General features: G+C 66.8%; 18 protein-coding genes. All 18 read left to right on the plus strand.

The annotated features are described in order from the left end of the window. Nucleotides 1-46: 46 nt before the first annotated feature. The gene (mdcA, locus tag B2790_RS14895; RefSeq protein WP_015270609.1) at nucleotides 47-1708 is read left to right on the plus strand and encodes a malonate decarboxylase subunit alpha; all 1662 of its coding nucleotides are present in this window, start codon (nucleotides 47-49) and stop codon (nucleotides 1706-1708) included. Next, the gene (locus B2790_RS14900) at nucleotides 1708-2664 is read left to right on the plus strand and encodes a triphosphoribosyl-dephospho-CoA synthase (protein WP_286919094.1); all 957 of its coding nucleotides are present in this window, start codon (nucleotides 1708-1710) and stop codon (nucleotides 2662-2664) included. Before mdcA ends, B2790_RS14900 begins: the two co-directional genes overlap by 1 nt. Before the next feature lies 1 nt (nucleotide 2665). Beyond that, a complete protein-coding gene (locus B2790_RS14905) occupies nucleotides 2666-2965 on the plus strand; it encodes a malonate decarboxylase subunit delta (protein WP_024087234.1) in 300 nt (99 codons plus the stop codon). Next, complete coding sequence (locus tag B2790_RS14910) at nucleotides 2958-3806, plus strand: biotin-independent malonate decarboxylase subunit beta (protein ID WP_286919095.1); 849 nt, start codon at nucleotides 2958-2960, stop codon at nucleotides 3804-3806. The genes B2790_RS14905 and B2790_RS14910 overlap by 8 nt, the downstream gene beginning before the upstream one ends. Beyond that, nucleotides 3803-4594 (plus strand): biotin-independent malonate decarboxylase subunit gamma, encoded by a 792-nt coding sequence (mdcE, locus tag B2790_RS14915; protein ID WP_286919096.1) that lies wholly within the window; start codon nucleotides 3803-3805, stop codon nucleotides 4592-4594. Before B2790_RS14910 ends, mdcE begins: the two co-directional genes overlap by 4 nt. Nucleotide 4595: 1 nt before the next feature. Further along, nucleotides 4596-5210 (plus strand): malonate decarboxylase holo-ACP synthase, encoded by a 615-nt coding sequence (locus B2790_RS14920; protein WP_286919097.1) that lies wholly within the window; start codon nucleotides 4596-4598, stop codon nucleotides 5208-5210. Beyond that, on the plus strand, nucleotides 5207-6127 hold the full coding sequence (gene mdcH, locus B2790_RS14925) for a malonate decarboxylase subunit epsilon (RefSeq protein WP_286919098.1): 921 nt from the start codon (nucleotides 5207-5209) through the stop codon (nucleotides 6125-6127). Before B2790_RS14920 ends, mdcH begins: the two co-directional genes overlap by 4 nt. Nucleotides 6128-6319: 192 nt before the next feature. Then, entirely contained in the window at nucleotides 6320-6742 is a 423-nt protein-coding gene (madL, locus tag B2790_RS14930) for a malonate transporter subunit MadL (RefSeq protein WP_003258591.1), read from the plus strand. 2 nt (nucleotides 6743-6744) lie between these two features. Continuing rightward, nucleotides 6745-7509, plus strand: a complete 765-nt coding sequence (gene madM / locus B2790_RS14935; RefSeq protein ID WP_286919099.1) for a malonate transporter subunit MadM — start codon at nucleotides 6745-6747, stop codon at nucleotides 7507-7509. A 652-nt stretch (nucleotides 7510-8161) separates the two neighbouring features. After that, nucleotides 8162-14011: a manganese-oxidizing multicopper oxidase MnxG gene (mnxG, locus tag B2790_RS14940; RefSeq protein WP_286919100.1), complete on the plus strand. Its 5850-nt coding sequence runs from the start codon at nucleotides 8162-8164 to the stop codon at nucleotides 14009-14011. Between the two features lie 20 nt (nucleotides 14012-14031). Further along, the gene (locus tag B2790_RS14945) at nucleotides 14032-16008 is read left to right on the plus strand and encodes a cytochrome D1 domain-containing protein (protein WP_274079796.1); all 1977 of its coding nucleotides are present in this window, start codon (nucleotides 14032-14034) and stop codon (nucleotides 16006-16008) included. Then, nucleotides 16005-16661: an SCO family protein gene (locus tag B2790_RS14950; RefSeq protein WP_075045040.1), complete on the plus strand. Its 657-nt coding sequence runs from the start codon at nucleotides 16005-16007 to the stop codon at nucleotides 16659-16661. Before B2790_RS14945 ends, B2790_RS14950 begins: the two co-directional genes overlap by 4 nt. After that, entirely contained in the window at nucleotides 16658-17323 is a 666-nt protein-coding gene (locus B2790_RS14955; protein WP_075045041.1) for an SCO family protein, read from the plus strand. The genes B2790_RS14950 and B2790_RS14955 overlap by 4 nt, the downstream gene beginning before the upstream one ends. A 152-nt stretch (nucleotides 17324-17475) precedes the next feature. Next, entirely contained in the window at nucleotides 17476-18996 is a 1521-nt protein-coding gene (locus B2790_RS14960) for an ABC transporter substrate-binding protein (protein WP_286919101.1), read from the plus strand. 12 nt (nucleotides 18997-19008) lie between these two features. Beyond that, entirely contained in the window at nucleotides 19009-19650 is a 642-nt protein-coding gene (locus B2790_RS14965; RefSeq protein ID WP_085588441.1) for a SurA N-terminal domain-containing protein, read from the plus strand. Nucleotides 19651-19898: 248 nt separating this feature from the next. Next, a complete protein-coding gene (locus tag B2790_RS14970; protein ID WP_031325917.1) occupies nucleotides 19899-20432 on the plus strand; it encodes a response regulator in 534 nt (177 codons plus the stop codon). Between the two features lie 165 nt (nucleotides 20433-20597). Next, nucleotides 20598-22271: a GspE/PulE family protein gene (locus B2790_RS14975; RefSeq protein ID WP_286919102.1), complete on the plus strand. Its 1674-nt coding sequence runs from the start codon at nucleotides 20598-20600 to the stop codon at nucleotides 22269-22271. Beyond that, nucleotides 22255-23046 (plus strand): hypothetical protein, encoded by a 792-nt coding sequence (locus B2790_RS14980; protein WP_274079794.1) that lies wholly within the window; start codon nucleotides 22255-22257, stop codon nucleotides 23044-23046. The genes B2790_RS14975 and B2790_RS14980 overlap by 17 nt, the downstream gene beginning before the upstream one ends. The last annotated feature ends 1 nt before the right edge of the window (nucleotide 23047 follow it).

A 23047-nucleotide genomic window follows, 5' to 3' on the forward strand; every position in this document is an offset into this window, starting at 1 on the left:
CCCCAGCCCTAAGGTGACCCCACGACAGCGAACCCGTGGAGTCACCATGACAACAACCAAGAATCCACCGCCGCAATGGTCGCGGCGGCGCGCCGAAAAGCAGCGCCGCCTTGACCGGGTCCGCCACCTCGCCGACGGCGTGGTGCTGCCCACCGAGCGTATCGTCGAAGCCCTGGAACTGCTGCTGGCTCCCGGCGACCGGGTAGTGCTCGAAGGCAACAACCAGAAGCAGGCCGACTTCCTCTCCCGCGCGCTGGCCAAGGTCGACCCTGGGCGCCTGCACGACCTGCACATGATCATGCCCAGCGTCAGCCGCGCCGAGCACCTGGACCTGTTCGAACGTGGCATCGCCCGCAAGCTCGACTTCTCCTTCGCCGGCCCGCAGAGCCTGCGCATTGGCCAGCTGCTGGAGGACGGCCTGCTCGAAGTCGGTGCCATCCACACCTATATCGAACTGTACTCGCGGCTGCTGGTCGACCTGATCCCCAACGTCACCCTGGTGGCTGGCTTCATGGCCGATCGCGACGGCAACCTGTTCACCGGCCCCAGCACCGAAGACACCCCGGCACTGGTGGAGCCGGCCGCGTTCAGCGACGGCATCGTCATTGCCCAGGTCAACCAGCTGGTGGACCGCGTGGATGACCTGCCACGGGTCGATATCCCGGCATCCTGGGTCGATTTCGTGGTGGTTGCCGACCAGCCTTTCTATATAGAGCCGCTGTTCACCCGCGACCCGCGTCATATCAAGCCGGTGCACGTGCTGATGGCGATGATGGCCATTCGCGGCATCTACGAAAAACACCAGGTGCAGTCGCTGAACCATGGCATTGGCTTCAACACCGCCGCCATCGAACTGATCCTGCCCACCTATGGCGAGTCCCTGGGCCTGAAGGGCAAGATCTGCCGCAACTGGACACTCAACCCGCACCCGACGCTGATCCCGGCCATCGAGACCGGCTGGGTGGAAAGCGTGCACTGCTTCGGCACCGAACTGGGCATGGAAGACTACATCGCCCAGCGCCCGGACGTGTTCTTCACCGGCCGTGATGGTTCGCTGCGTTCCAACCGCATGATGTGCCAGCTGGCCGGGCAGTACGCCGTCGACCTGTTCATTGGCGCCACCCTGCAGGTGGATGGCGATGGCCATTCCTCGACCGTGACCCGCGGCCGCCTGGCCGGCTTCGGCGGTGCCCCGAACATGGGCCACGACCCCCGTGGCCGGCGCCATGCGACCCCGGCCTGGCTCGACATGACCGTGCCGGAAACCATGCTCGAACGCGGTCGCAAACTGGTGGTGCAGATGGTCGAGACCTACCAGGAAGGCGGCAAGCCCACCTTCGTGGAAACCCTCGATGCCGTGGAAGTGGCCAGGAAAGCCGGCATGCCGCTGGCGCCGGTGATGATCTATGGCGACGACGTCACCCACCTGCTGACCGAGGAGGGCATTGCCTACCTGTACAAGGCCCGCAGCCTGGAAGAGCGCCAGCAGATGATCGCCGCCGTGGCCGGGGTTACCGCCATCGGCCTGCGACACGACCCCAAGGACACTCAGCGCCTGCGCCAGCAAGGCCTGGTCGCCTTGCCCGAAGACCTCGGCATCCGCCGCACCGACGCCAGCCGCGAACTGCTGGCTGCGCGCAGCATCGCCGACCTGGTCGAATGGTCCGGCGGCCTCTACAACCCGCCTGCACGGTTCAGGAGCTGGTGATGAAAGCACTCGACTTGCAACCGCGTGGGCTTCTTCGCGAGCATGCTCGCTCCCACAGGGAAAGTGATGCACTTGAAGATTGCGCGGTCCCTGTGGGAGCGGGCGTGCCCGCGAAGAGGCCGGCACAGGCAACCAAATTACCCCTGGCCGACCACCTGGCCGACCTGGCCGTGGAAGCCCTGATCGACGAAGCAAACCTGTCCCCCAAGCCCGGCCTGGTCGACCGCCGTGGCAACGGCGCCCACCACGACATGACCCTGGCCCTGATGCATGCCTCGGCCCTGGCCCTGTGGCCATGCCTGCGCAACATGGCCGAAGCCGCCCAGGCCATCGGCACCCTCGGCCAGCCCCTGCGCGCCACCCTGGGCCAGCTCGGCCGCGAAGGCGAGGCGGCGATGCTGGCCGCCACCGGCGGGGTCAACACCCACCGCGGCGCAATATGGGCCCTCGGCCTGCTGGTAGCATCCAAAGCCCTCGACACCCAGGCCGATACCAACACCCTGGCTGCCCGTGCCGGTCGCATCGCACTGTTCGACGACCCCGCCATGACCACCCAAGACAGCCATGGCCTGCAGGTACGCCGCCGCTATGGCACTGGCGGCGCCCGCGAACAGGCGCAACAAGGTTTCCCGGCGGTTATCGGTCACGGCCTGCCGCAACTGCAGCGCAGCCGCGCCGCCGGTGCCAGCGAACCTCACGCCCGGCTCGACGCGCTGTTGGCGATCATGGCCGTGCTCAACGATACCTGCGTGCTCTGGCGCAGCGGCCCGACCGGACTGGCTGCCGTCCAGCACGGCGCCCGTACCGTGCTGAGCGAAGGCGGCAGCGCCACGCTGGCCGGGCGCCGGCAGCTGCGCCGGCTGGACCAGCACCTGCTGCACCTGAATGCCTCACCGGGCGGCGCCGCCGATCTGCTGGCCGCCTGCCTGTTCCTCGACAAAGCCGGGAGCCTGTGACATGGAAACCCTGACCTTTCAATTCCCCGCCGCCGCACCTGGGCGTGGCCGCACGCTGGTGGGCTGCGTCAGCTCCGGCGACCTTGAAGTGCTGATCGAACCCGGCACCGCCGGCAGCCTGCAAATCCAGGTGGTGACCTCGGTCAACGGCAGCGCTGCCCGCTGGGCGCAGCTGTTCCAGCGCCTGTTCGAGGGCCGCACCTGGCCGGCCGTGAACATCGACATCCATGATTTCGGCGCCACCCCAGGCGTGGTGCGCCTGCGCCTGGAGCAAGGCTTCGAGGAGATCGCCCATGACTGATATCGCACGCCTGCTGCACAGCCGCAGCTTTGTCGAACTGGGCGCCCGCCAGCGCGCCCGCGCCGTGCTCGACCCGGGCAGCTTCCGTGAACTGCTGGGCCCGTTCGACCGGCTGATGTCACCCTGGCTGCCGCGCCAGGGCATCGTGCCCCAGGCCGATGATGGCGTGGTCATCGCCAAGGGCCTGCTGAACGGGCGCAACGCTGTGGTTGCCGCCATCGAAGGCGGCTTCCAGGGCGGCAGCATGGGCGAGGTGGGGGGGGCCAAGATCGCCGGTGCGCTGGAGCTGGCTATCGAAGACAACCGCAACGGCATCCCCACCTGCGCCGTGCTGCTGCTGGAAACCGGCGGTGTACGCCTGCAGGAAGCCAACCTGGGCCTGGCGGCGATTGCCGAAATACAGGCGGCGATTGTCGAGCTGCGCGCCTGGCAGCCGGTGGTCGGCCTGGTCGCAGGTTCGGTCGGCTGTTTCGGCGGCATGTCCATCGCCGCCGGCCTGTGCAGCCACTTGCTGGTCACCCGCGAAGCCCGCCTGGGCCTCAACGGCCCGCAGGTGATCGAGCAGGAAGCGGGCATTGGTGAATACGACGCCAAGGACCGCCCCTTCATCTGGAGCTTGACCGGCGGCGAGCAGCGCCACGCCAGCGGCCTGGTCGATGCCTATGTGGCCGATGACATCGAGGCGTTGCGCGAACGCTTGCTGCAGTTGCTCGACGAGCCTTCAAGGGATCGCGCCGGTCAACACGCCTGGTTCCTCGAACGCCTGGCCCGGCTGGACGATGGCTGCCCGCAACTGGATGCCGCTGCCGTGCGTGACCTTTACCAAGGAGAAGCCAAATGAACCGTGCCTTGAACTGGCTGCCGGGCCTGGCCGGCGGGCAAGCCTTGCCCGGCTACCCCGCGTCGTTGCGGGTAGTCGATGGCGAACTGGACAACCGCCTGGCGCGTTTCATCGCCGTGGTGCCGGACGCCGACAACCTGTTCCCCCGGGCGCGCTCGGGCGAAGTCGGCCTGCTGGAAGGCTGGGGGCTGGCCAAGGCCGTGAGCGAAGCGGTCGAGGCTGACTGCCATGGCCAGAAGCGCGCCATCGTCGCGGTGATCGACGTGCCTAGCCAGGCCTATGGCCGCCGTGAGGAGGCGTTGGGGATTCACCAGGCTTTGGCCGCTGCGGTGCAGGCCTATGCCCAGGCGCGGCTGGCCGGGCACCCGGTGATAGGCCTGCTGGTCGGCAAGGCCATGTCTGGTGCCTTCCTGGCCCACGGTTACCAGGCCCAGCGCCTGATCGCCCTGGATGATGCCGGGGTCATGGTGCACGCCATGGGCAAGGCGGCGGCGGCGCGCATCACCCTGCGCAGCGTCGAGCAACTGGAAGCCCTGGCCGCCGAGGTACCGCCAATGGCCTACGACCTGGCCAGCTACGCGTCGCTGGGCCTGCTGTGGCGCCGCCTGACGGTGGACAACGCCGAGATGCCGAGCAGTGCCGACATCGCCCAGGTACGTGCCTGCCTGGCAGATGCGGTGCGCGATATCGGCAGCTCGAGCGACCTGTCGTCGCGGCTGGCGGGCGAAAACCGCAGCGCCTCGCGCAAGGTGCGCGAACAGCTGCGCCGCCAGTGGCAGGGCGCTTGATATGAACGCGCCAAGGCCGCACGACCTGCTCTGGGGCATGCCCGTATCGGGCCTGCCTGCTGATGCGCCGCGTTGGGCGCAGGATGTGCTGCTGAGCGGCCAGCCGGTGGTGGTGCGCCGTGCCACTTGTGCGGACGGCTGGGTGGCGGTGGGGCTGCGTGGTCAGGGCAGGGCGCAGCGGTCCGGTGTACTGATGCGGCTGGCCGATATCCAGTGTCAGAAAGGCCCCGAAGTGCTGCGCTGGCAAGCTGAGAGCCCTTGGCCTGCATTGCAGGCCCTGGCCTCGGTCGCCCCGGTACTGGATGCCAGCGGCCTGGCCTGGGGGCCGACAGGTGGGGTGGGGTACCAGATCGCCAGCGGTATGGAGGTGGTACACGCCGACAGCGACCTGGACCTGCTGCTGCGCACGCCACAACCGCTGGCCCGGGCGCAGGCGCGTGAGTTGCTGGATATCCTCGATTGCGCGCCTTGTCGTATCGACCTGCAGCTGGAAACCCCGGCGGGCGCTGTCGCCCTGCGTGAGTGGGCCGGCTTCGCCCGTCGCGTGCTGCTCAAGTCGGCCCATGGCCCACGTTTGGTCAGCGACCCATGGGCAACGATGGAGCGTGCAGCATGAGCAGCCTGTTCGCCTTCCCCGGCCAGGGCGCCCAGCAGGTGGGCATGCTGCAGCGCCTGCCTGAGGGTGCCGGGCAATTGCTGGAGGAGGCCAGTGACACCCTCGGCCAGCAGGCCCTGGCGCTGGACAGCCAGCAGGCCCTGCAGACGACCCGTGCCGTGCAACTGTGCCTGCTGCTGGCTGGCGTGGCCTGGGCGCGCTGGCTGATGCAGCGCAGCCCCGCGCCGGATTACGTGGCGGGCTTGTCGATTGGCGCCTACCCGGCGGCGGTCACGGCGGGCGCCCTGGGCTTTGCCGATGCCGTGCGCCTGGTTGCCCTGCGTGGCGAACTGATGCAGCGCGCCTATCCGCAAGGCTACGGCATGACCGCACTCAGCGGCCTGGACCTGGCCTGTGTCGAACGCTTGTTGAGCGATACGGGCGGCGAGGTGTATGTCGCCAACCTCAACAGCGACAACCAGATCGTCATCGCCGGCAGCGATGGCGCGATGGCTGCGGTTGCCGCCAAGGCACGCCGCCTGGGCCAGGGCGTGGCCCGGCGCCTGGCGGTCAGCGTGCCGTCGCATTGCCCGTTGCTGGATGGCCCGGCGACCGAACTGGCCAGTGCGTTCGCCACGGTCGAGCTGCAGCGACCGCGTATCACCTACCTCAGCGGCAGCAGTGCACGGCCGGTGTTCGACCCACAGCGTCTGCGCGACGACCTGGCCGGCAACATGGCGCGGGTGGTCGACTGGCGTGCTACGTTGCGCAACGCCTATGAGCGTGGTGTGCGCCTGCACCTGGAGCTGCCGCCCGGCAACGTGCTCGGCGGGCTGGCCCGGCCGGTGTTCGAACAGGGCAGGGTGGTTGCTGTTGAAGGCACCCGCTGGGACACCCTGGATGCGCTGCTGCGCCAGGAGGTGGCCAACGAACGATGACAGCGGCACCGCGGCGGATGGCGACCCCTGTGGGAGCGGGCGTGCCCGCGAAGCAGGCACCTCGGTGAATGGCACGGGCTTCGCCCGTGTTCGCGGGCACGCCCGCTCCCACAATGACCGCGAAACCCGCACAAAAGTGTGTTTACGAAGAACAACAACAAGCAACTTCGACACTACCTGAGGACAACAACAATGATCATCTATGGTGTGGCACTGCTGGCGGTCTGCACGCTTGCCGGCGTCATCGTCGGCGACTTCCTGGGCGTGCTGCTGGGCGTCAAATCCAATGTGGGCGGGGTCGGCATCGCCATGATCCTGCTGATCTGCGCACGCCTGTACATGCACCGCAACGGCGGCATGAGCAAGGAATGCGAGTTCGGCGTGGGCTTCTGGGGCGCCATGTACATCCCGGTGGTGGTGGCCATGGCTGCCCAGCAGAACGTGGTCACCGCCCTGCACGGCGGGCCGGTGGCGCTGCTGGCGGCAGTGGGTGCGGTACTGGTGTGCGGTGCGACCATTGCCCTGATCAGCCGCAGCCACCGCGGCGAACCCCTGCCGGCAGTGGAGGCCGGCCCCGAAAGCAATGTGCAGGCCGCCCCTGCAGGAGGGCGTTGATCATGTGGCCGATCATTGACAATGCCCTGGAACATAACGGTTTGATCACTGCCTTTGCGGTGGTGGGCGCGATCATGTGGTTGTCGGTGGTGCTGTCGAAGTACCTGACCTTCGGCCGCGTGCACGGCTCGGCCATCGCCATCGTCATCGGCCTGGTGCTGGCCTGGGTCGGCGGCACCATTACCGGTGGCCAGAAAGGCCTGGCCGACATGGCGCTGTTCTCCGGTATCGGTCTGATGGGCGGGGCCATGCTGCGCGACTTCGCCATTGTCGCCACGGCCTTCGAGGTGCAGGCCACCGAGGCGCGCAGGGCCGGGATGATCGGCGCGGTGGCGCTGCTGCTTGGCACGGTGCTGCCGTTCATTGTCGGCGCTGCGGTGGCCTACGCCTTCGGTTACCGTGATGCGGTGAGCATGACCACCATCGGTGCAGGTGCGGTGACCTATATCGTCGGGCCGGTGACCGGTGCGGCGCTGGGGGCCAGCTCGGACGTGATGGCGCTGTCGATTGCCACCGGGCTGATCAAGGCGATCCTGGTGATGATGTTCACCCCGGTATCGGCGCGCCTGCTGGCGCTGGACAACCCTCGTTCGGCGATGGTGTTCGGCGGGTTGGCGGGGACGGTGTCGGGGGTGACGGCCGGGCTGGCGGCGACCGACCGGCGCCTGGTGCCGTACGGGGCACTGACAGCCACGTTCCATACCGGGTTGGGTTGCCTGATGGGCCCGTCGATCCTGTACTTCTGCGTACGCGCTCTGGTCGGTTGACAACAATCTGCTGGACTGCGCAGACCACTTGCAGGAGCGGCCTTGTGTCGCGAAAGGGCTGCTCCCACAGGTACAGCGACAACCTCGAGAGCAATGCTGTACCTGTGGGAGCTGGCTTGCCGGCGATGAGGCCAGTCGACTCTACTTCAATGCCAGGTGATATCCCCGGCGGAATGGAACTACCACCTGAATCTTTCTCATGGATTGAAGGTGGCAGCCGTACGCAGGTGTGAGAAAGCCGAGAAGAAGCTAGCAAAGACCCGGCCAGGCGAAAGCCCGCCCACGTACGGCCACCATAGAGGTGCTGCTAGCTTATCTGTCGGGTTCTCATGCCCGGTCACCGAAGCGACCCGGAAACGTTATCCGTGAGGTGTTTCCCCGACAACAGCGATAGTTCGGCAGCGCGCGTAGGATAATTCCCAAGCGGGTCGTTTCTGAAGTATTTGGTTTTATGTTCAGAAATGTCTTACAGGCGCTGAAAATCTTGTGACGAACACCAGCAACCCACCCCCCGTTTCGGGGAAAACCGCTGGGGAATCCTCCCCAATCTGTTTCGTTTGCCGCTGCAACCAACTGAAAACAAAAGCAATCCGCTCCTGGCATACACCTTGCTCCAGCTCCACGCAGAGATCCTGTGTCCCGGAGGTGCAGCATGTCTATGCCACTCAAAGGCCCCATCCTGTCATCACTCGTTCTGGCCTTGCTCGGCTGGGAGTCGACCAGCGAAGCCGCCGTGCAGTGCCAGCGCACCCTGGTCGCCAACGTGGTGGCGCTGGATCAGCCACTGATGTTCAACCGCCTTGGCGCGCAAAACGCCAACGGCATGATGTTCGCCCTGCGCGAGGATGTGGTGGACGACAAGATGGTCCCCCTCAGCAGCGGCGGGGCGGCGGTACCGGGCAAGGTCACCCTGCGCCCGGACAAGCGCCCGCGGCCCATCGTGCTGCGGGTGGCCGCCGGTGAATGCCTTACCGTCAACCTGACCAACCTGCTCGACTACAAGGCCAACCCCAACAAGCACGGCATCGAGGCCGAAGAGGCTGAGGGCGAAGAGGAGGGGCCCGAGCTCGAAAACGAAGTCGCCGAAGGCTTCGTCGCCGACGAGCAGGTGGCCGAGCGCATGGTCGGCTTCCAGGTCAACGGCATGCAGGCGGTCAACAGCATCGCCGACATTTCTGCCTACACCGGGCGTAACGGCAACTTCTTCGTCAGCCCCGGCAGCACCCGCAGCTATACCTTGTACGCCGAACGCGAAGGCGCTTTCGCCGCTACCAGCAAAGCCGCCACCTTCGGCGGCGAGGGCACTGCGGGCAACGTTGCCAACGGCCTGTTCGGCCAGGTAGTGGTGGTGCCCAAACTCGGCCGCACCTACCGCAATACCCTCACCGAAGAAGAAATGCGCCTGGCCACCACCGGCCGTACCGCCACCGGCCAGCCGGTGATCGACTACGAAGCCCGCTACCCGCAAATGCAACCCTGGATCGCCGAAGGCAAGGCTGGCAAGCCGATCATTGCCATGGTCGACGGCAACCAGATCATCAACAGCGAAACCGATGCCATCGTCATGGGCCCCAACCCCGATGGCAGCTTCCCCAAATCCACCTACCCGCTGGAAAGCCTGGGCAAGCGCAACCCGGCGTTGCCCAACCGCCTGGAGGCGTTCCGTGACTTCGCCTCGCAGTTCGCCGACGAGGTTGCCGGCACCCAGGCGTTCCCTGGCTACTGGGCCGACCCGGTGATGGGCCACGTACTGGAACCCACTCGCGACTCGTTCATGATCAACTACGGTTCCGGTGGCATGGGCGCCGAAGTGGTGGCCAACCGCCTGGGCGTGGGGCCGATGCACGACTGCCTGTCGTGCGCCTATGAGGAGTTCTTCCTCAGTGCGCACACTGTCGGTGACGTCGGTACCTTGGTGGACGTGCCGGCCAACGTCGGCCTGGAGCACATCCGCCCTGGCGAGGTACCACCGGCCAGCGCCGTCGGGGTCAAGGCCAGCATGGCCCTGTTCCCGGCAGAACCGGCGAACGTGCACCACAGCTACATCGGTGACTTCACCAAGTTCCGCAACACCCACAACGGCCATGAACAGCACATTTTCCACCTGCACGGCCACCAGTGGCTGTTCAACCCCAATGACGACAATTCCGACTACATCGATGCCCAGGGCATCGGCGCGGGGGTCGGCTACACCTACGAAATCGCCAACGGCGGTTCGGGCAACCGCAACCGGGTGGCGGGCGATGCCATTTACCATTGCCACTTCTACCCGCACTTCGCCCAGGGCATGTGGGCCATGTGGCGGGTACACGACGTGTTCGAGGAAGGCACCCGCCTTGAGGTGAGCGGGCAGGGCGAGAACGGCTTCCACAACACTCCGTTCGCCCTGCGCAGCGGCAAGCCGGCGGTTGGCGCCCGGGCCCTGCCCGATGGCGAGATCGTTGCCGGCACGCCGATCCCGGCCATCGTGCCGCTACCTGGCAAGGCCATGGCGCCGATGCCAGGCAAGGTGGTGGTGGTACCGAAGCTGTCCGAAGAGCTGGTTGCCGCCAATGATGACGACGACGAGCCCGAGGAAGAAGAGGATGAAGAGCCAGCCAACCAGGCGCCGGTCCGCAAGGCCATCGGCTCGCTGGCGCTGGTCGACCGCAGCGACGCCAACCGCAACGCCGACGGCACCTTGAAAAACCCCGGCTATCCGTTCTGGATCGGCGGCATGGAAAGCAGCGTGGGCAACCGCCCACCAACCCCGCCACTGGACATGCTCGACCCGGCCATGGCACGCCAGCTCAAGGAAAGCGGCAAGGCACTGTGGGCCAACCTCGACCCGAACCAGGTCGATGGCTGGGACGGCGGCCTGGGGCGTCACGCGCTGGACGGCGTATCCGCCGGCGGCGAGGCCGAAACCACCACCACCAAGCTCGATTTCACCAAGGTGGTACACAAGGCCAAGCCGATCTACCTGCCCGAAGAGGGCACCGATGTCGAGCAGGCGGCCATGCAGTTCCACGCCCTGGCCGAACACCCAAGCTTCGCCCTGATCCCCGGCAGCCAGCCGGTGGCCAAGGCGTTCCGCACCAACGGCGCCTTGCCGACTGCCGGCGCGCCGTTCTACGAGCCGTGCATGGATGACCGGGGCAAACGCCTGACCCAGTCTTCCGGGGTAGGCGAGTACTTCAGCGGCGAGAGCCTGGCGGGCCTGAACTTCCGTGGCGCCTCGGCCTTCACCGCCGACCGCCCACGCATCTACAAGGGCGCCAACATCCAGTTCGACGCGGTGTACAACAAGGTCGGCTACCACTTCCCGCAGGCCCGCATCATCGCCCTGTGGGAAGACGCCTGGCCGGTGATCACCAAGCAGCGCCCGCCAGAGCCGCTGGTGATGCGCATGAACACCTTCGACTGCACCATGTACCAGCACACCAACCTGATCCCGAACATCTACGAGATGGACGACTACCAGGTGCGCACCCCGACCGACGTGATCGGCCAGCACATCCACCTGCCCAAGTGGGACCTGACCGCCGCCGATGGCTCGGCCAACGGCTGGAACTACGAAGACGGCATCCTCTCGCCCGGCAGTGTGGTCGAGCGGGTGCAGGCCATTCGTGCCTACAACGGCTGCACCCAGGGCGATAGCCGCGACGGCACCGCCGCCTGCCCGCAAGCCCGGCAGCACCCGTACTTCGGCCGCTTCGGCAGGGCCGACTGGCTGGGCGCACGCACGGCCATGCAGCGCTGGTTCGCCGACCCACTGGTGAACGTGTACAACGTCGACCGTGGCCTGGGCACCATCTTCACCCACGACCACCTCGGCCCATCGACCCACCAGCAGCTTGGGCTGTATGCCACCGTATTGGCCGAACCGGCCAACTCCACCTGGTACCACGCCGAAACCGGCGAGAAGCTTTACAACCCGGCCACGCGCCAGGACGGTGGCCCGACCTCGTGGCAGGCGGTGATCCAGACCGGTGACCACGATGGCGACGGCAAGAACGACAGCTACCGCGAGTTCTTCCTGGAATACAGCGACTTCCAGCACGCCTACGAGGCCGGTGTGTATGTCGGCGCCGGGCCGGACGGCATCCCCAATGCCCAGTCGTACCCGGCCACCGCCGACAGCTTCCGCTACGCCATCAACCCGCCGGTGCGCGGCAAGGCGTCGAACCTGCTGGAGGCCATCGTCGAGGAACGCGGCGGCATCAACCCCGGTTGCCCAAGCCGGCCCTGCCCGCAGGCGATCTCGGTGGATGACCCGGGCATGTTCGTCGTCAACTACCGCAACGAGCCCCTGGCCCTGCGTGTGTACGACCCGAACAAGGTCGGCCCGGACGGCAAGCGTGGCATGCAGGCCGACGGCCTGGCCGGCGACCTGAGCTACGCCTTGCAAACCCGTACCGACCGCGCCATCCCGGCACTGAACCTGGCGCCCTCGGCGATCACCTCGGCGGTCGGCCCCACCGGCGGCACCACGCTGTTCCCGCCGCACATCAACGCGGCCGGCAGCGAACCGGGCGACCCGTTCACCCCGATGCTGCGCACCTACTCCGGTGACAACGTACGCCTGCGCATGCATGCCGGTGGCCATGAAGAGGAGCACAACATCACCTTGCATGGCGTGAAGTGGCTGCAGAACGGCACCGGCTACGGCAACAGTTCCAACTCGGGCTGGAAGGCATCGCAGATGATCGGTATTTCCGAACAACTGGGCTTCATGGCGCCGGTGTCGATGATTTCCAGCTCGGCAGCCACCAACGGTGACTACCTGTATTCGCTGGATGCGGCCCTGGAGGGCTACTGGAACGGCATCTGGGGCATCATGCGCAACTACACCGCGCAGCGTGCCGACCTGTTCCCGCTGCCCAACAACCCGCAGCCGGTGGCCATGCGCAACACCGTGAACTTCGATGGCATCTGCCCGAAAACCACGGCCAACCCCAACGGCATCGGCAGCCGCCCCACGGTCAAGCGCAGCTACGAAATCGTCGCGGCACTGGCCAACGACATCCTCGAGAACCGCAACGGCGTCAGCATCAACGACCCGGCCGGTGTCGGCCAGCATGTCGGCGGCCCGCTCAAGGCCAACGGCGGCACCCTGGTGTTCAACAGCCGCAAGACTGCCATCCCGCTGGTCAGTGGGGTAGACCCCGAAGATGGGGAACCCTTCACCATCGGTGGCCACAGCGCGCCGCTGCACGACCCGACCGCGATCCTGTACGTGCGCAAGGCCGACTTGGACGCCACCACCGGCAAGCTGAAGGCGGGTGTGCCCGTGGAGCCGCTGGTGCTGCGCGCCAACGCCGGCGAGTGCATCAGCATCACCCTGGAAAACCGCCTGCCACTGGTGATGCCGGACCTGCCCAGCACTGCGGTGATGCACAACGTGGTCAAGCGTGACCGCTTCGACAGCGAGGGTGCCACCGCCTTTGCCAACAACCTGATGCGACCGTCCAGCCACGTGGGCCTGCATGCCCAGCTGCTGGCCTACGACATCACCAAGTCCGACGGCGCCAACGTCGGCCTCAACCCGGTGCAGACCGTGGCCCCGCGTGCCGGCACCAGTGGCGCCTGGCCGACCCGTACCTACCAGTACTATGCCGGCCACCTGGAGCGTGAAGGCAAGCCGGTGTCGCAACTGGGCCGCACGGTGGACAACATCAACACCACGGCCATCGAGTTCGGCGGCCTCAACCTGACCCCGTCGGACTTCATCAAGCAGCCGCAGAAAGGCCTGGTGGGTGCCATGAGCATCCTGCCGCAGACCGCCACCTGGACCGAGGACGGCGCAACACGGGCCCAGGCCACGGTCAAGGTCACCGGCCAGCCGGACTACCGCGACTTCGTCACGGTCTGGCAGCGTGCGCTGAACATGCGCTGGGCCGACGGTCGCCCGGTGGAGGGCATCAATACCGAAGGCAACGGCGCCGCCGGCGACCCGCAGGACAACGGCAACATGGCAGTCAACTACAAGACCGAGCCCCTGTGGCTGCGCTTCGGCATGGCCCCCGACTCACCCTTCGGCCGCGCCGGTGGCCTGGGCTTTGGCGATGTGCCCAACGCCCACATGGCCTACGCCAACGCCCTGGTCGGTGGCGACCCGCAAACCCCGGTGCTGTACGCCAAGCCCGGCCAGCCAGTGCGCAACCATATCGTGATGCCCAGTGGTGGCAGCCGCGGCATGGTCTACCAGCTGGATGGCCACTTGTGGCCGCTGCACAACTACCAGGCCGAGAAGAACGACGTGGACGGCTACCCGCTGAGCCTGCCTGGCATCGGCTCGGTGCGCTTCGCCTACAACCCGATGGCCATGTACATCGGTGCCCAGGAAAGCGTGCTGCCGGCTGCGCACTTCAGCTTCATGCTGCCCAGTGCCGGCGGCGCCAACGCGGTGGCGGGTGACTACCTGTTCCGCGACTACGCCGCCTACGGCAACCTCTCGGGGCTGTGGGGGATCTTGCGGGTGACCAACGAAGCGCCGCCGGCAACGGCACCGGCGCAGTGACGGTAAATGGGGGCGCGAACATGAACAAGAAGACCCGCCTTGCATACATGGGGGTAGCACTGGGGGCTGTGCTGATCGGCCTGGGCGTGGCCTATGAAAGCCTCTGGTGCGATCCACGCGAGTATTTGCAGGGCTCTGACGACCCGCAGGCCCCGCACCGGCTCAGCCGCGACGGCGTGACCGTGGAGTTCGAGGCCCGGCCGCTGGCGGGGGGCGAGCTGCAGGAGGGCAGCTTCGCCAACATCCGTTTCAAGGTCAGCGACCAGGCCAGTGGCCAGCCGCTGTCGGGCATGGCCCCGGGGGCGTGGATCGACCCGACACAGTCGGCCCCGGAGGGCGACCGCGACCAGAGCTGCAAGGCCCGTGTCGCGCTGTTCCTCAAAAGCAGTATCGGCGCCCGGCCGTTGCTCGACCTGAACAGCTACTTCCTGTTGATGATGAACAAGGACGCCAGCCTGACGGTGATCGACCCGACCGTTTCGGTGGGCGGCGTGACCAGCACCATGGCCCGCATCGACCTGCCTGGGCGGCCCATGGACTGGGTGGCCACCGGTGACGACAAGCTGGTGTTCGTGTCCATCCCGGAGCGCGGCAAGGTCTCGGTGATCGACACCGAAACCTTCACCCGCGTGGCCGACCTGAACGCTGGCGACCAGCCCCTGCGCGTGGCCCTGCAGCCGGACCAGCACCGGCTGTGGGTAGGCAACAACAGCAGCGACCCGGCCAAGGGCGGGGTAACGGTGATCGATGTACCGGGGCGCAACACCCTGAAAACCTTCAACACCGGCGGCGGCCACCACGAAATCGCCTTCAGTGCCGACTCGCGCTACGCCTATGTCAGCAACCGCGACAGCGGCACCCTGAGCGTCATCGACATCCCGGAAATGCGCCTGGCCAAGACCATCAAGGTTGGCCCGCACCCGCTGTCGGTCAGTTATTCGGCGTTGTCCCAGGCGGTGTACGTGGTCGATGGCGAGGAGGGCAGCGTGCGCGTGTTCGACGCCCGCAACCACCAGCTGCGCCACACGGTCCAGGCCGCCCAGGGCCTGGGGCCGATGCGCTTCAGCAGCGATGGCCGCTACGGCATCGTGCTCAACACCCTGGAGAACCAGGCCCTGGTGATCGACGCCAGTACCGACAAGCTGATCCACCAGATCCCGGTGGCGGCCGAACCGTACCAGCTGACCTTCACCAAGGGCTATGCCTACGTGCGCGGCCTGGCTTCGCCGAAGGTGAGCATGATCAACCTGGCCAGCCTGGGCGAAGGGCGTTCGCCGATCATCCAGGGCTTCGAGGCTGGCCCGGCGGCGCCACGCCAGGCCGGTGACCTGCCGCTGGCCCAGGGGCTGTCGGTGTCGCGTGACGACAATTCAGTGTTCGTGGTCAACCCGGTGGACAACACCACCTACTTCTACGCCGAAGGCATGAACGCACCGATGTCCGGCTACAACAACCGTGGCCACCAGGCCCGCGCCGCCATCGTCGTCGACCGCAGCCTGCGCGAACTGGCCCCGGGCGTGTACGGCTCGACGGTGAAGATGCCCGCCGCCGGCAAGTTCGACGTGGCCTTCCTGCTCAACCAGCCGCAGATCATCCACTGCTTCAGCACCGATGTGGCCGCAGCGCCGAATGCCGGCAAGCGCAAGGGCGCCCACGCCGAGTTCATCGGCCTGGACCGGCCGTTGTCGCAGCACAGCGCCGTTACCGCGCGGGTGCGCATCGTCGGCGACGACGGCCAGCCGCGCCTGGGCCTGAGCGACCTGAGCCTGCGCTACTTCCTGGCGCCTTCGTCCATGCCGCAAAACCTGCAACTGGAGGAGGTGGGCGAGGGCATCTATCAGGCAGCCCTGACCCTGCCCGAAGCCGGTGCCTGGTACCTGCACGTGCAGTCGCCGTCGCTGGGGCGCCGGTTCGCCGAGGAAAACTACACCAGCCTGCGCGTCCTGCCGGCCGCAACGTCCACCGTTTCCGAGAATGACGTGAGGAACCTGCGATGAACGCCAAGCATGCTTGCAAACTGTTGGCCCTGAGCCTGGCTTTTGCCGGCAACCTGGCCCAGGCCCATGGTGGCCACGACCACAACGGCCACGCCGAACAGCCGCCGGCGGCGCGCCAGGAAAAGGCCAGCGTGCGCTTTGCCGATGTTTCGCTGCTGAACCAGGACGGCATGCCGGTACGTCTGGAAAAAGACCTGGTGGGCGACCACCTGGTGGTCATGGGCTTCATCTACACCAGCTGCACCACGGTGTGCCCGGTGGTGTCGTCGATCATGGGCAAGGTCCAGCAGCAACTGGGTGGCCGGGTAGGGCAAGACATTCATCTGGTGTCGATCAGCGTCGACCCGCAACGTGACGACGCCAAGCGCCTGCAGGACTACGCCAAGGCCTTCCAGAAGGGGCCGGGCTGGAGCTGGCTGACCGGTACGCCGTACGCTATCAGCGAAACCCTCAAGGGCCTGGGCAGCTTCAGCGCCGACCTCAGCCAGCACCCACCGCTGATTATGGTGGGGGACGGGCGCACCGGGCACTGGACGCGCTACTACGGGTTCACCGACCCGGCAGTGCTGATCGACGAAATCAACCGCCTCGGCGCCCGCCGGGTGCATGCCAAGAGCACGGCCATTGCCGACCATCACGAGGTGCAACCATGAGCCAGGTAAGCAACCGCCGCGTTGGCATGCGCGGTTTTGACTGGCTGGTGCTGGGTGGCTGCCTGTGGATCCTCGCCTCGGTGGCGTTCGCCCATGAAGGCCATGCCCCGCAGGCACCAGAACCGCAGCCGGCACCGCAGGCGATGACTAGTGGCGGCGGCACCCGCGATGCCCAGACCTGGTTCACCGACACTGTGCTCAAGGACCAGAACGGCCGCGAGCTGCGCTTCTACAGCGATGTGCTCAAGGACAAGGTGGTGATGCTCAACGTGATCTTCACCCACTGCACCGACGCCTGCCCGCTGATTACCCGCAAGTTGCGCGAAGTGCGCGAGACCATGGGGCCGCAGCTGGCCAGCCAGGTGACCTTCGTGTCGATCAGCAGCGACCCGCTCAACGACACCCCCGAAGTGCTCAAGGCTTTTGCCGAGAAGCAGGGCGTGGATGGGCCCAACTGGTTGTTCCTGACGGGTGACAAGGCCAATGTCGACCTGGTGCTCGGCCGCATCGGCCAGTTCCTGCCCAGCCCCGAGCAGCATTCGACACAGCTGATTGCCGGCGACGTGGCCGGCAAGCGCTGGAGCAAGATCCGCCCGGATGCACCGCCTGCGGCGATTGCCCAGCGCATGCAGTTGCTGGCACTGCCTTTGGCAGGGCGGTGAGCATCATGAATGCCTTGGTGGCCTTGTGCTGTTGCTGCCGGCCTCATCGCCGGCAAGCCGGCTCCCACAGGTATGACACTGCCTTCAGGCACGCTGCGATCTTTGTGGGAGCTGGCTTGCCGGCGATGAGGCCTGAGCAGGCTGGAAAAGCCATGAGCACGATCCTGGTTGTGCTTTTGAGCCTGATGTTTTGTGCTCCGGCCTTTGCCCTGGACCTCAGCGCCAACGAACAAGCCGGCAAACACCTCTACCGCGAAGGCGTCTCCAGCAGCGACGCACAACTACAAGCCCGTGTAGGCGCCAGTGACATGACGGTCCCCGCCAGCGTGCTGCCCTGTGCCAGCTGCCACGGCAACGATGGCCGCGGCCGCGCCGAAGGGGGAGTACGCCCGCCCAGCCTCGACTGGCAGCGCCTGGCGCAAGGCCAGGGCGAACGCGAGGTCAACGGACGCCGCTATCCGGCCTATACCAACAGCAGCCTGGCCCGGGCCATTCAGCACGGCGTCGACCCGGCCGGCAATCGCCTGGACCCGGCCATGCCACGCTTCGAGCTGACCCTGGCCGACCAGCGCAACCTCACGGCCTACCTCAAGCGCCTGGCCCAGGAACGCGACCCCGGCGTGGAGGAGGGCGTGCTGCGCCTGGGCACCTTGCTGCCGGCATCCGGCCCACTGGCCGAGGCCGGGCAGGTGGTGCGTGCGGTACTGGAAGACGGCCTGACGCAACTCAACCGGCAGGGTGGCATCCACGGGCGACGCCTGGAACTGGTGGTGCTCGACCCGGGCGCCGACCCGGCCAGCGCCGAACGGGCACTGCAGCAGTTGCTGGAGCAGGAGCGGGTGTTCGCCCTGATCGCGCCATTGGTACCCATGCTCGACCAGCGCCTGGCAACCTTGCTGGCGCCACACAATGTACCGCTGATCGGCAGCACCCCACGCAGCGGCGGCAGCCCACAGATTTTCGACCCGTTGCCCGGCTTGCCCGCGCAATTGCTGAGCCTGGCCGGCCACGCCCGCGCGTCGCTGGGCCTGGCAGCGGGCGACCTGCGTGTGGTGTATGCCGGCAATGAACATGCGACGTTGGCCGAGCAGGTGCGCGAACGCCTGCAGCAGCAGGGCTGGGCAACACCTGCGGCCCAGGCCTTTGCCGGCCAGGCCGTGGACGGGCAGGGCATTGTCTTCCTCGGCCGTGCCCAGGCCTTTGCCGAACTGGCTTCGGCGCTGCAGTCAGCCGGCCGCCAGCCATACCTGTTTGGCGCCTCCAGCCAAGTGACCGGCGCCGTGGCGCGCTTGCCCGAGTTCTGGTCGCAAAGGGTGTTCCTGGCTTATCCCTACGTGCCCGAGGACTGGACCGAACAGGGCCTGGCGACCCTGGCCGGCCTGCAGCAGCGCCAGGGCCTCGACCCCCGCCAGGCGTCGTTGCAGGTCAACACCCTGTGCGCCCTGCGCCTGTTGAGCGAAGCGTTGAAGCAGACTGGCCGTGACACCAGCCGCGAGCAGCTGATTGCCGCGCTGGAAGGCCTGCATGATGTGTCCACCGGCCTGACCCCGGCCCTGGGCTTCGGCCCCGGTCGCCGCCAGGGCATGGCCGGTGCCCATGTGGTGGCGGTGGCCCTGCCCGGGCCGCGCTTTACCGCGGTCACCCCGTACCGGCCACTGCCGGACAGCCCTTGAGCGGAGGTTGCCATGCGTGTTCTGTTGTTGTGCCTGTTGCAGGTGCTGGCCAAGGCAAGCTGGGCCGATATGCCGGCGGCGCGGGTCAACGGTGTGGAGATCGAGACGATGCGCCTGGAGCGCTATTTCAGCGAATACCTGGACGCCCAGGGCCGCGCGGTCGCCAGCATCCGCAACCCGAACCTGTACCAGCGCCTGCGCGATCAGGCCCTGGATGAACTGATCGACAAGGAGCTGTTGTGGCAGGAGGCTCAGCGCCTCGGCATAGCCATCAGCGACGAGCAGGTGTCGGCACATGTGGGCGAGATCGAGGCCGCGCTTGGCAGCCCGGCAATTTTTGAGCGGCGGCTGGCGGAAGCGGGCTTCGATAGGGCACAGTACAATGAGTACACCCGGCGCGAGCTGGCCGCGCAGCAGGTGTACGCCCAGCTCAGCGCGGTCGCCGCGCCCAGCGAGGCCGAAGTGGAGGCATTCTATGATGCCAATTCGCAAAACCTGCAAGGAGTGCAGCAACAAAGTGACGAGCCTTCGGTCATACGCGAACAGGGCCTGGTCCTGGCCAGGGCCACGCTCATCGGGCAGCGGGAGGCGCAGGCGCGCCAGTCCGTGCGCCAACGTTTGCGTGCGTCCGCTACCGTGGAGATCGCCGACTGAGGCCCCTGATGGCGTTTCCCCAATGCTGGGGAATAACGAAATGGCAGTGTGCCATCAGTTTCCCCGCATGTGGGGAACGGGGCCGGTGCGCCTGTTTGCCGCGTTGCGGGGAGTGATCGGTGCTCCTGCAAAATCAATGAGTTACGGTTATTCAGCATGACTATTCACGCCTGGCACGAAGCCTGCTCAAGCCTGTACAGGGGCGCACTTCGCAGACCGGGTTACCGGGCAGTTCTTGGGAGTCGACCTTGGTGAACAGAGTATTGGTAGTCGATGACGAACAGACTCTTGCGCAGAACCTGCAAGCGTACCTGCAGGCGCAAGGCCTGGAAGTTCATGTTGCCCACGACGGTGCCAGTGGTATCGAGCAGGCTGCAAGCCTGGCACCGCAAGTGATCGTGCTGGATTACCGCTTGCCCGACATGGAGGGGTTTCAGGTTCTGGAGACCGTACGCAGGAACAGGCAGTGCCACTTCGTGCTGATTACCGCCCACCCCACCGTCGAGGTGCGTGAGCGGGCCGCCGAACTGGGTGTGAGCCATGTCCTGTTCAAGCCGTTCCCGTTGGTGGAACTGGCCCGTGCAGTCTTCGACCTGATGGGCATCGAGCGCCGGCGCAGGGCCACGGACAACCCGGCTGAAGGGTTCGTCGAACGACGCCAGAACAGGAACGAATCGTTCCCCCTGCAGTTGTACGATGGAAGCTGGGTATTGGCCGACCGCCGCCGTAATGGCGCCAAGCCCCCAGGGCCCGACGACGATCAACTGCTCACAGGGGAATAGCGGCGCCCGCACCCCTGGCCGAGCCAGCCTGCGACGCGCCCCTGAGCGGAGTCGCAGGCCATGCCAGAAGCATTCGATGCAACCGTTACGGCCTTATCGCCGGCAAGCCAGCTCCCACAGGATTCGCGTTGCCTTCAGGATTGCGCTGTACCTGTGGGAGCGGGCATGCCCGCGAAGAATCCAACACCATTCTCAGCCTACCCCCGCGACCTGCTGGCCCAGGCCCGCCTGCAAACCAGCGACGAACGCCTGCTCACCCGCCTGGAACAGCTGGCCGGCGACACCCCCGACACCTTCACCCAGCGCCTGGGCCTGACCCTGCATTACCCGGTGCTGGGCAGCCACACCCTGCTGGCCAGCAGCCCACGCTTCGACAAGGTCAGCCTGGCGATGTGCCTGAAGCGTGAATTCGTGCTGATCGAGCAGGGCGGCCAACTGCTGGGCGTGTTCGCCGACCCCTTCGATCACGCCCGCCTGGCCTGGATCGACGACGTGCTGCAAGGCGCACCGCTGTACCTGGCCCACGCCGCAGACCTGGCCACCTTCCTGGCCCGCCACGAAGAAAGCTTCCACGCCGTGGACGCCCTTGACCACGACGCCGAAACCAGCAGCGAAAGCGACCCGCTGCAGCGCCTGTCGCTGGCCAGCATCAGCGAAGACCAGAGCCGCGTGGTCAAGCTGGTCAACTCCACCCTGTACGACGCCCTCAAGCTGCACGCCAGCGACATCCACCTGGGCATGACCGGCCAGGGCCTGACCATCAAGTACCGTATCGACGGTGTGCTCAACGGCGCCGGCAAGGCCAGCGGCAGCGCCTTCGCCGACCAGGTGATCTCGCGCATCAAGGTGATGGCCGAGCTGGACATCGGCGAAAAACGCGTGCCCCAGGACGGCCGTTTCAAGGTTGCCGTGGGCGACCGGCAAATCGACTTCCGGGTATCGATCATGCCCAGCATCTTCGGCGAAGACGCGGTGCTGCGGGTGCTCGACAAGCAGGACCTTTCCGACCGGGTCAGCGGCGTGCAGCTGCAGGCCCTGGGCTTTGCCGAGGAAACCCTGCGCGCCCTGCGCCGGCTGGCCGCCGAGCCCTATGGCATGATCCTGGTCACCGGCCCCACCGGCAGCGGCAAGACCACCACCCTGTACGCCATGATCAGCGAGATCAACCACGGCGTGGACAAGATCATCACCATCGAGGACCCGGTCGAATATCAGCTGCCCGGCGTGTTGCAGATCCCGGTCAACGAGAAGAAGGGCCTGACGTTCGCCCGCGGCCTGCGCTCGATCCTGCGCCACGACCCGGACAAGATCCTGGTCGGTGAAATCCGCGATCCGGACACCGCGCAAATCGCCGTGCAGTCGGCGCTCACCGGCCACCTGGTGTTCACCACCATCCACGCCAACAACGTGTTCGATGTGATCGGCCGCTTCAGCCAGATGCAGGTCGACCCCTACAGCTTCGTCTCTGCGCTCAATGCGGTGCTGGCCCAGCGCCTGATCCGCCTGGCCTGCCCGCACTGCGCCACGCCGTGCGAAGTCGATGACGACACCCTGTACGGCGCAGGCCTGACCCGCGAGGGCGTGGCCGGCTGGAAGTTCGTCCGCGCCCAGGGTTGCGGCCAGTGCCGCGGCAGTGGCTACCGCGGCCGCAGCGCCATCGCCGAACTGCTGCACCTGGACGACGACCTGCGGCAGATGATCGTCGAGCGCCGCCCCCTGTCGCAAATCAAGAACCTCGCCTGCCAGCGCGGCCTGCGCCTGCTGCGGGCCTCGGCCCTGGACCTGGTCCGGGATGGCCGTACCACTCTCGAGGAGATCAACCGTGTCACATTCATCTGATCGTGGCGCTTACAGATACAGTGCCGTACTCGGCGCCGAAGGTGCAGGCCTGGGTAGCTGGCACGCCAATCACCACCAATGGCTGGGCAGCCGCGACTTCACCTGCGATGCCACCCAACCGGCCTGGGAGGCCGCCGTCGATGCCCTGGCCACGCTGCTGGCCGAGCATGCCGTGCGCGGTGCCCAGTTGCGGGTGCTGCTGTCGGCCCGCTACAGCCGCTTCTGCCTGGTGCCCTGGAGTGATGCCATCAGCCACCCGCGCGAACTGGACGCCTACGCCCGGGCCTGTTTCGAAAACCTCTACGGGCAGCCGCTGGACGACTGGCGCATCGTGCTGTCGCCCGAGCCGGCCGGCGCCGCGCGCATCGCCACGGCGCTGCCCGAAGCCCTGCTGCAGCGGCTGCAGGCGCTGGGCCGGGAAAGCCACCTGAGCCTGCGCTCGGTGCAGCCGTACCTGATGGCCGCCTACAACCGCTGCTCGGCGCAGCTGGGGCAGGGCGACTTCCTGTTCGTCCTGGCCGAACCGCGCCGCAGCGTGCTGCTGCTGGCTGCTGGCGGGGCCTGGCAGCAAGTGCTGGCGCAAGGCTGCGCCGACAGCGACCAGGCCCTGCAAGCATTGATCGAGCGCACCTGCGAGCTGTACGGCGAGCACCTGCCACGGGTCTACCTGCATGCCCCGGGCCGGGGCGAAGTGCCGCAACTGGCGGCGGTGCAGCTGTGCCAGCCGGCCAGCGACGCCGACCCGCTGTGCGCCATGTGGCGGGCGGTGGCCTGAC

The sequence above is a fragment of the Pseudomonas sp. UBA6753 genome (genome assembly GCF_002453565.1).
GTDB classification, from domain to species: Bacteria; Pseudomonadota; Gammaproteobacteria; order Pseudomonadales; family Pseudomonadaceae; genus Aquipseudomonas; species Aquipseudomonas putida_Z.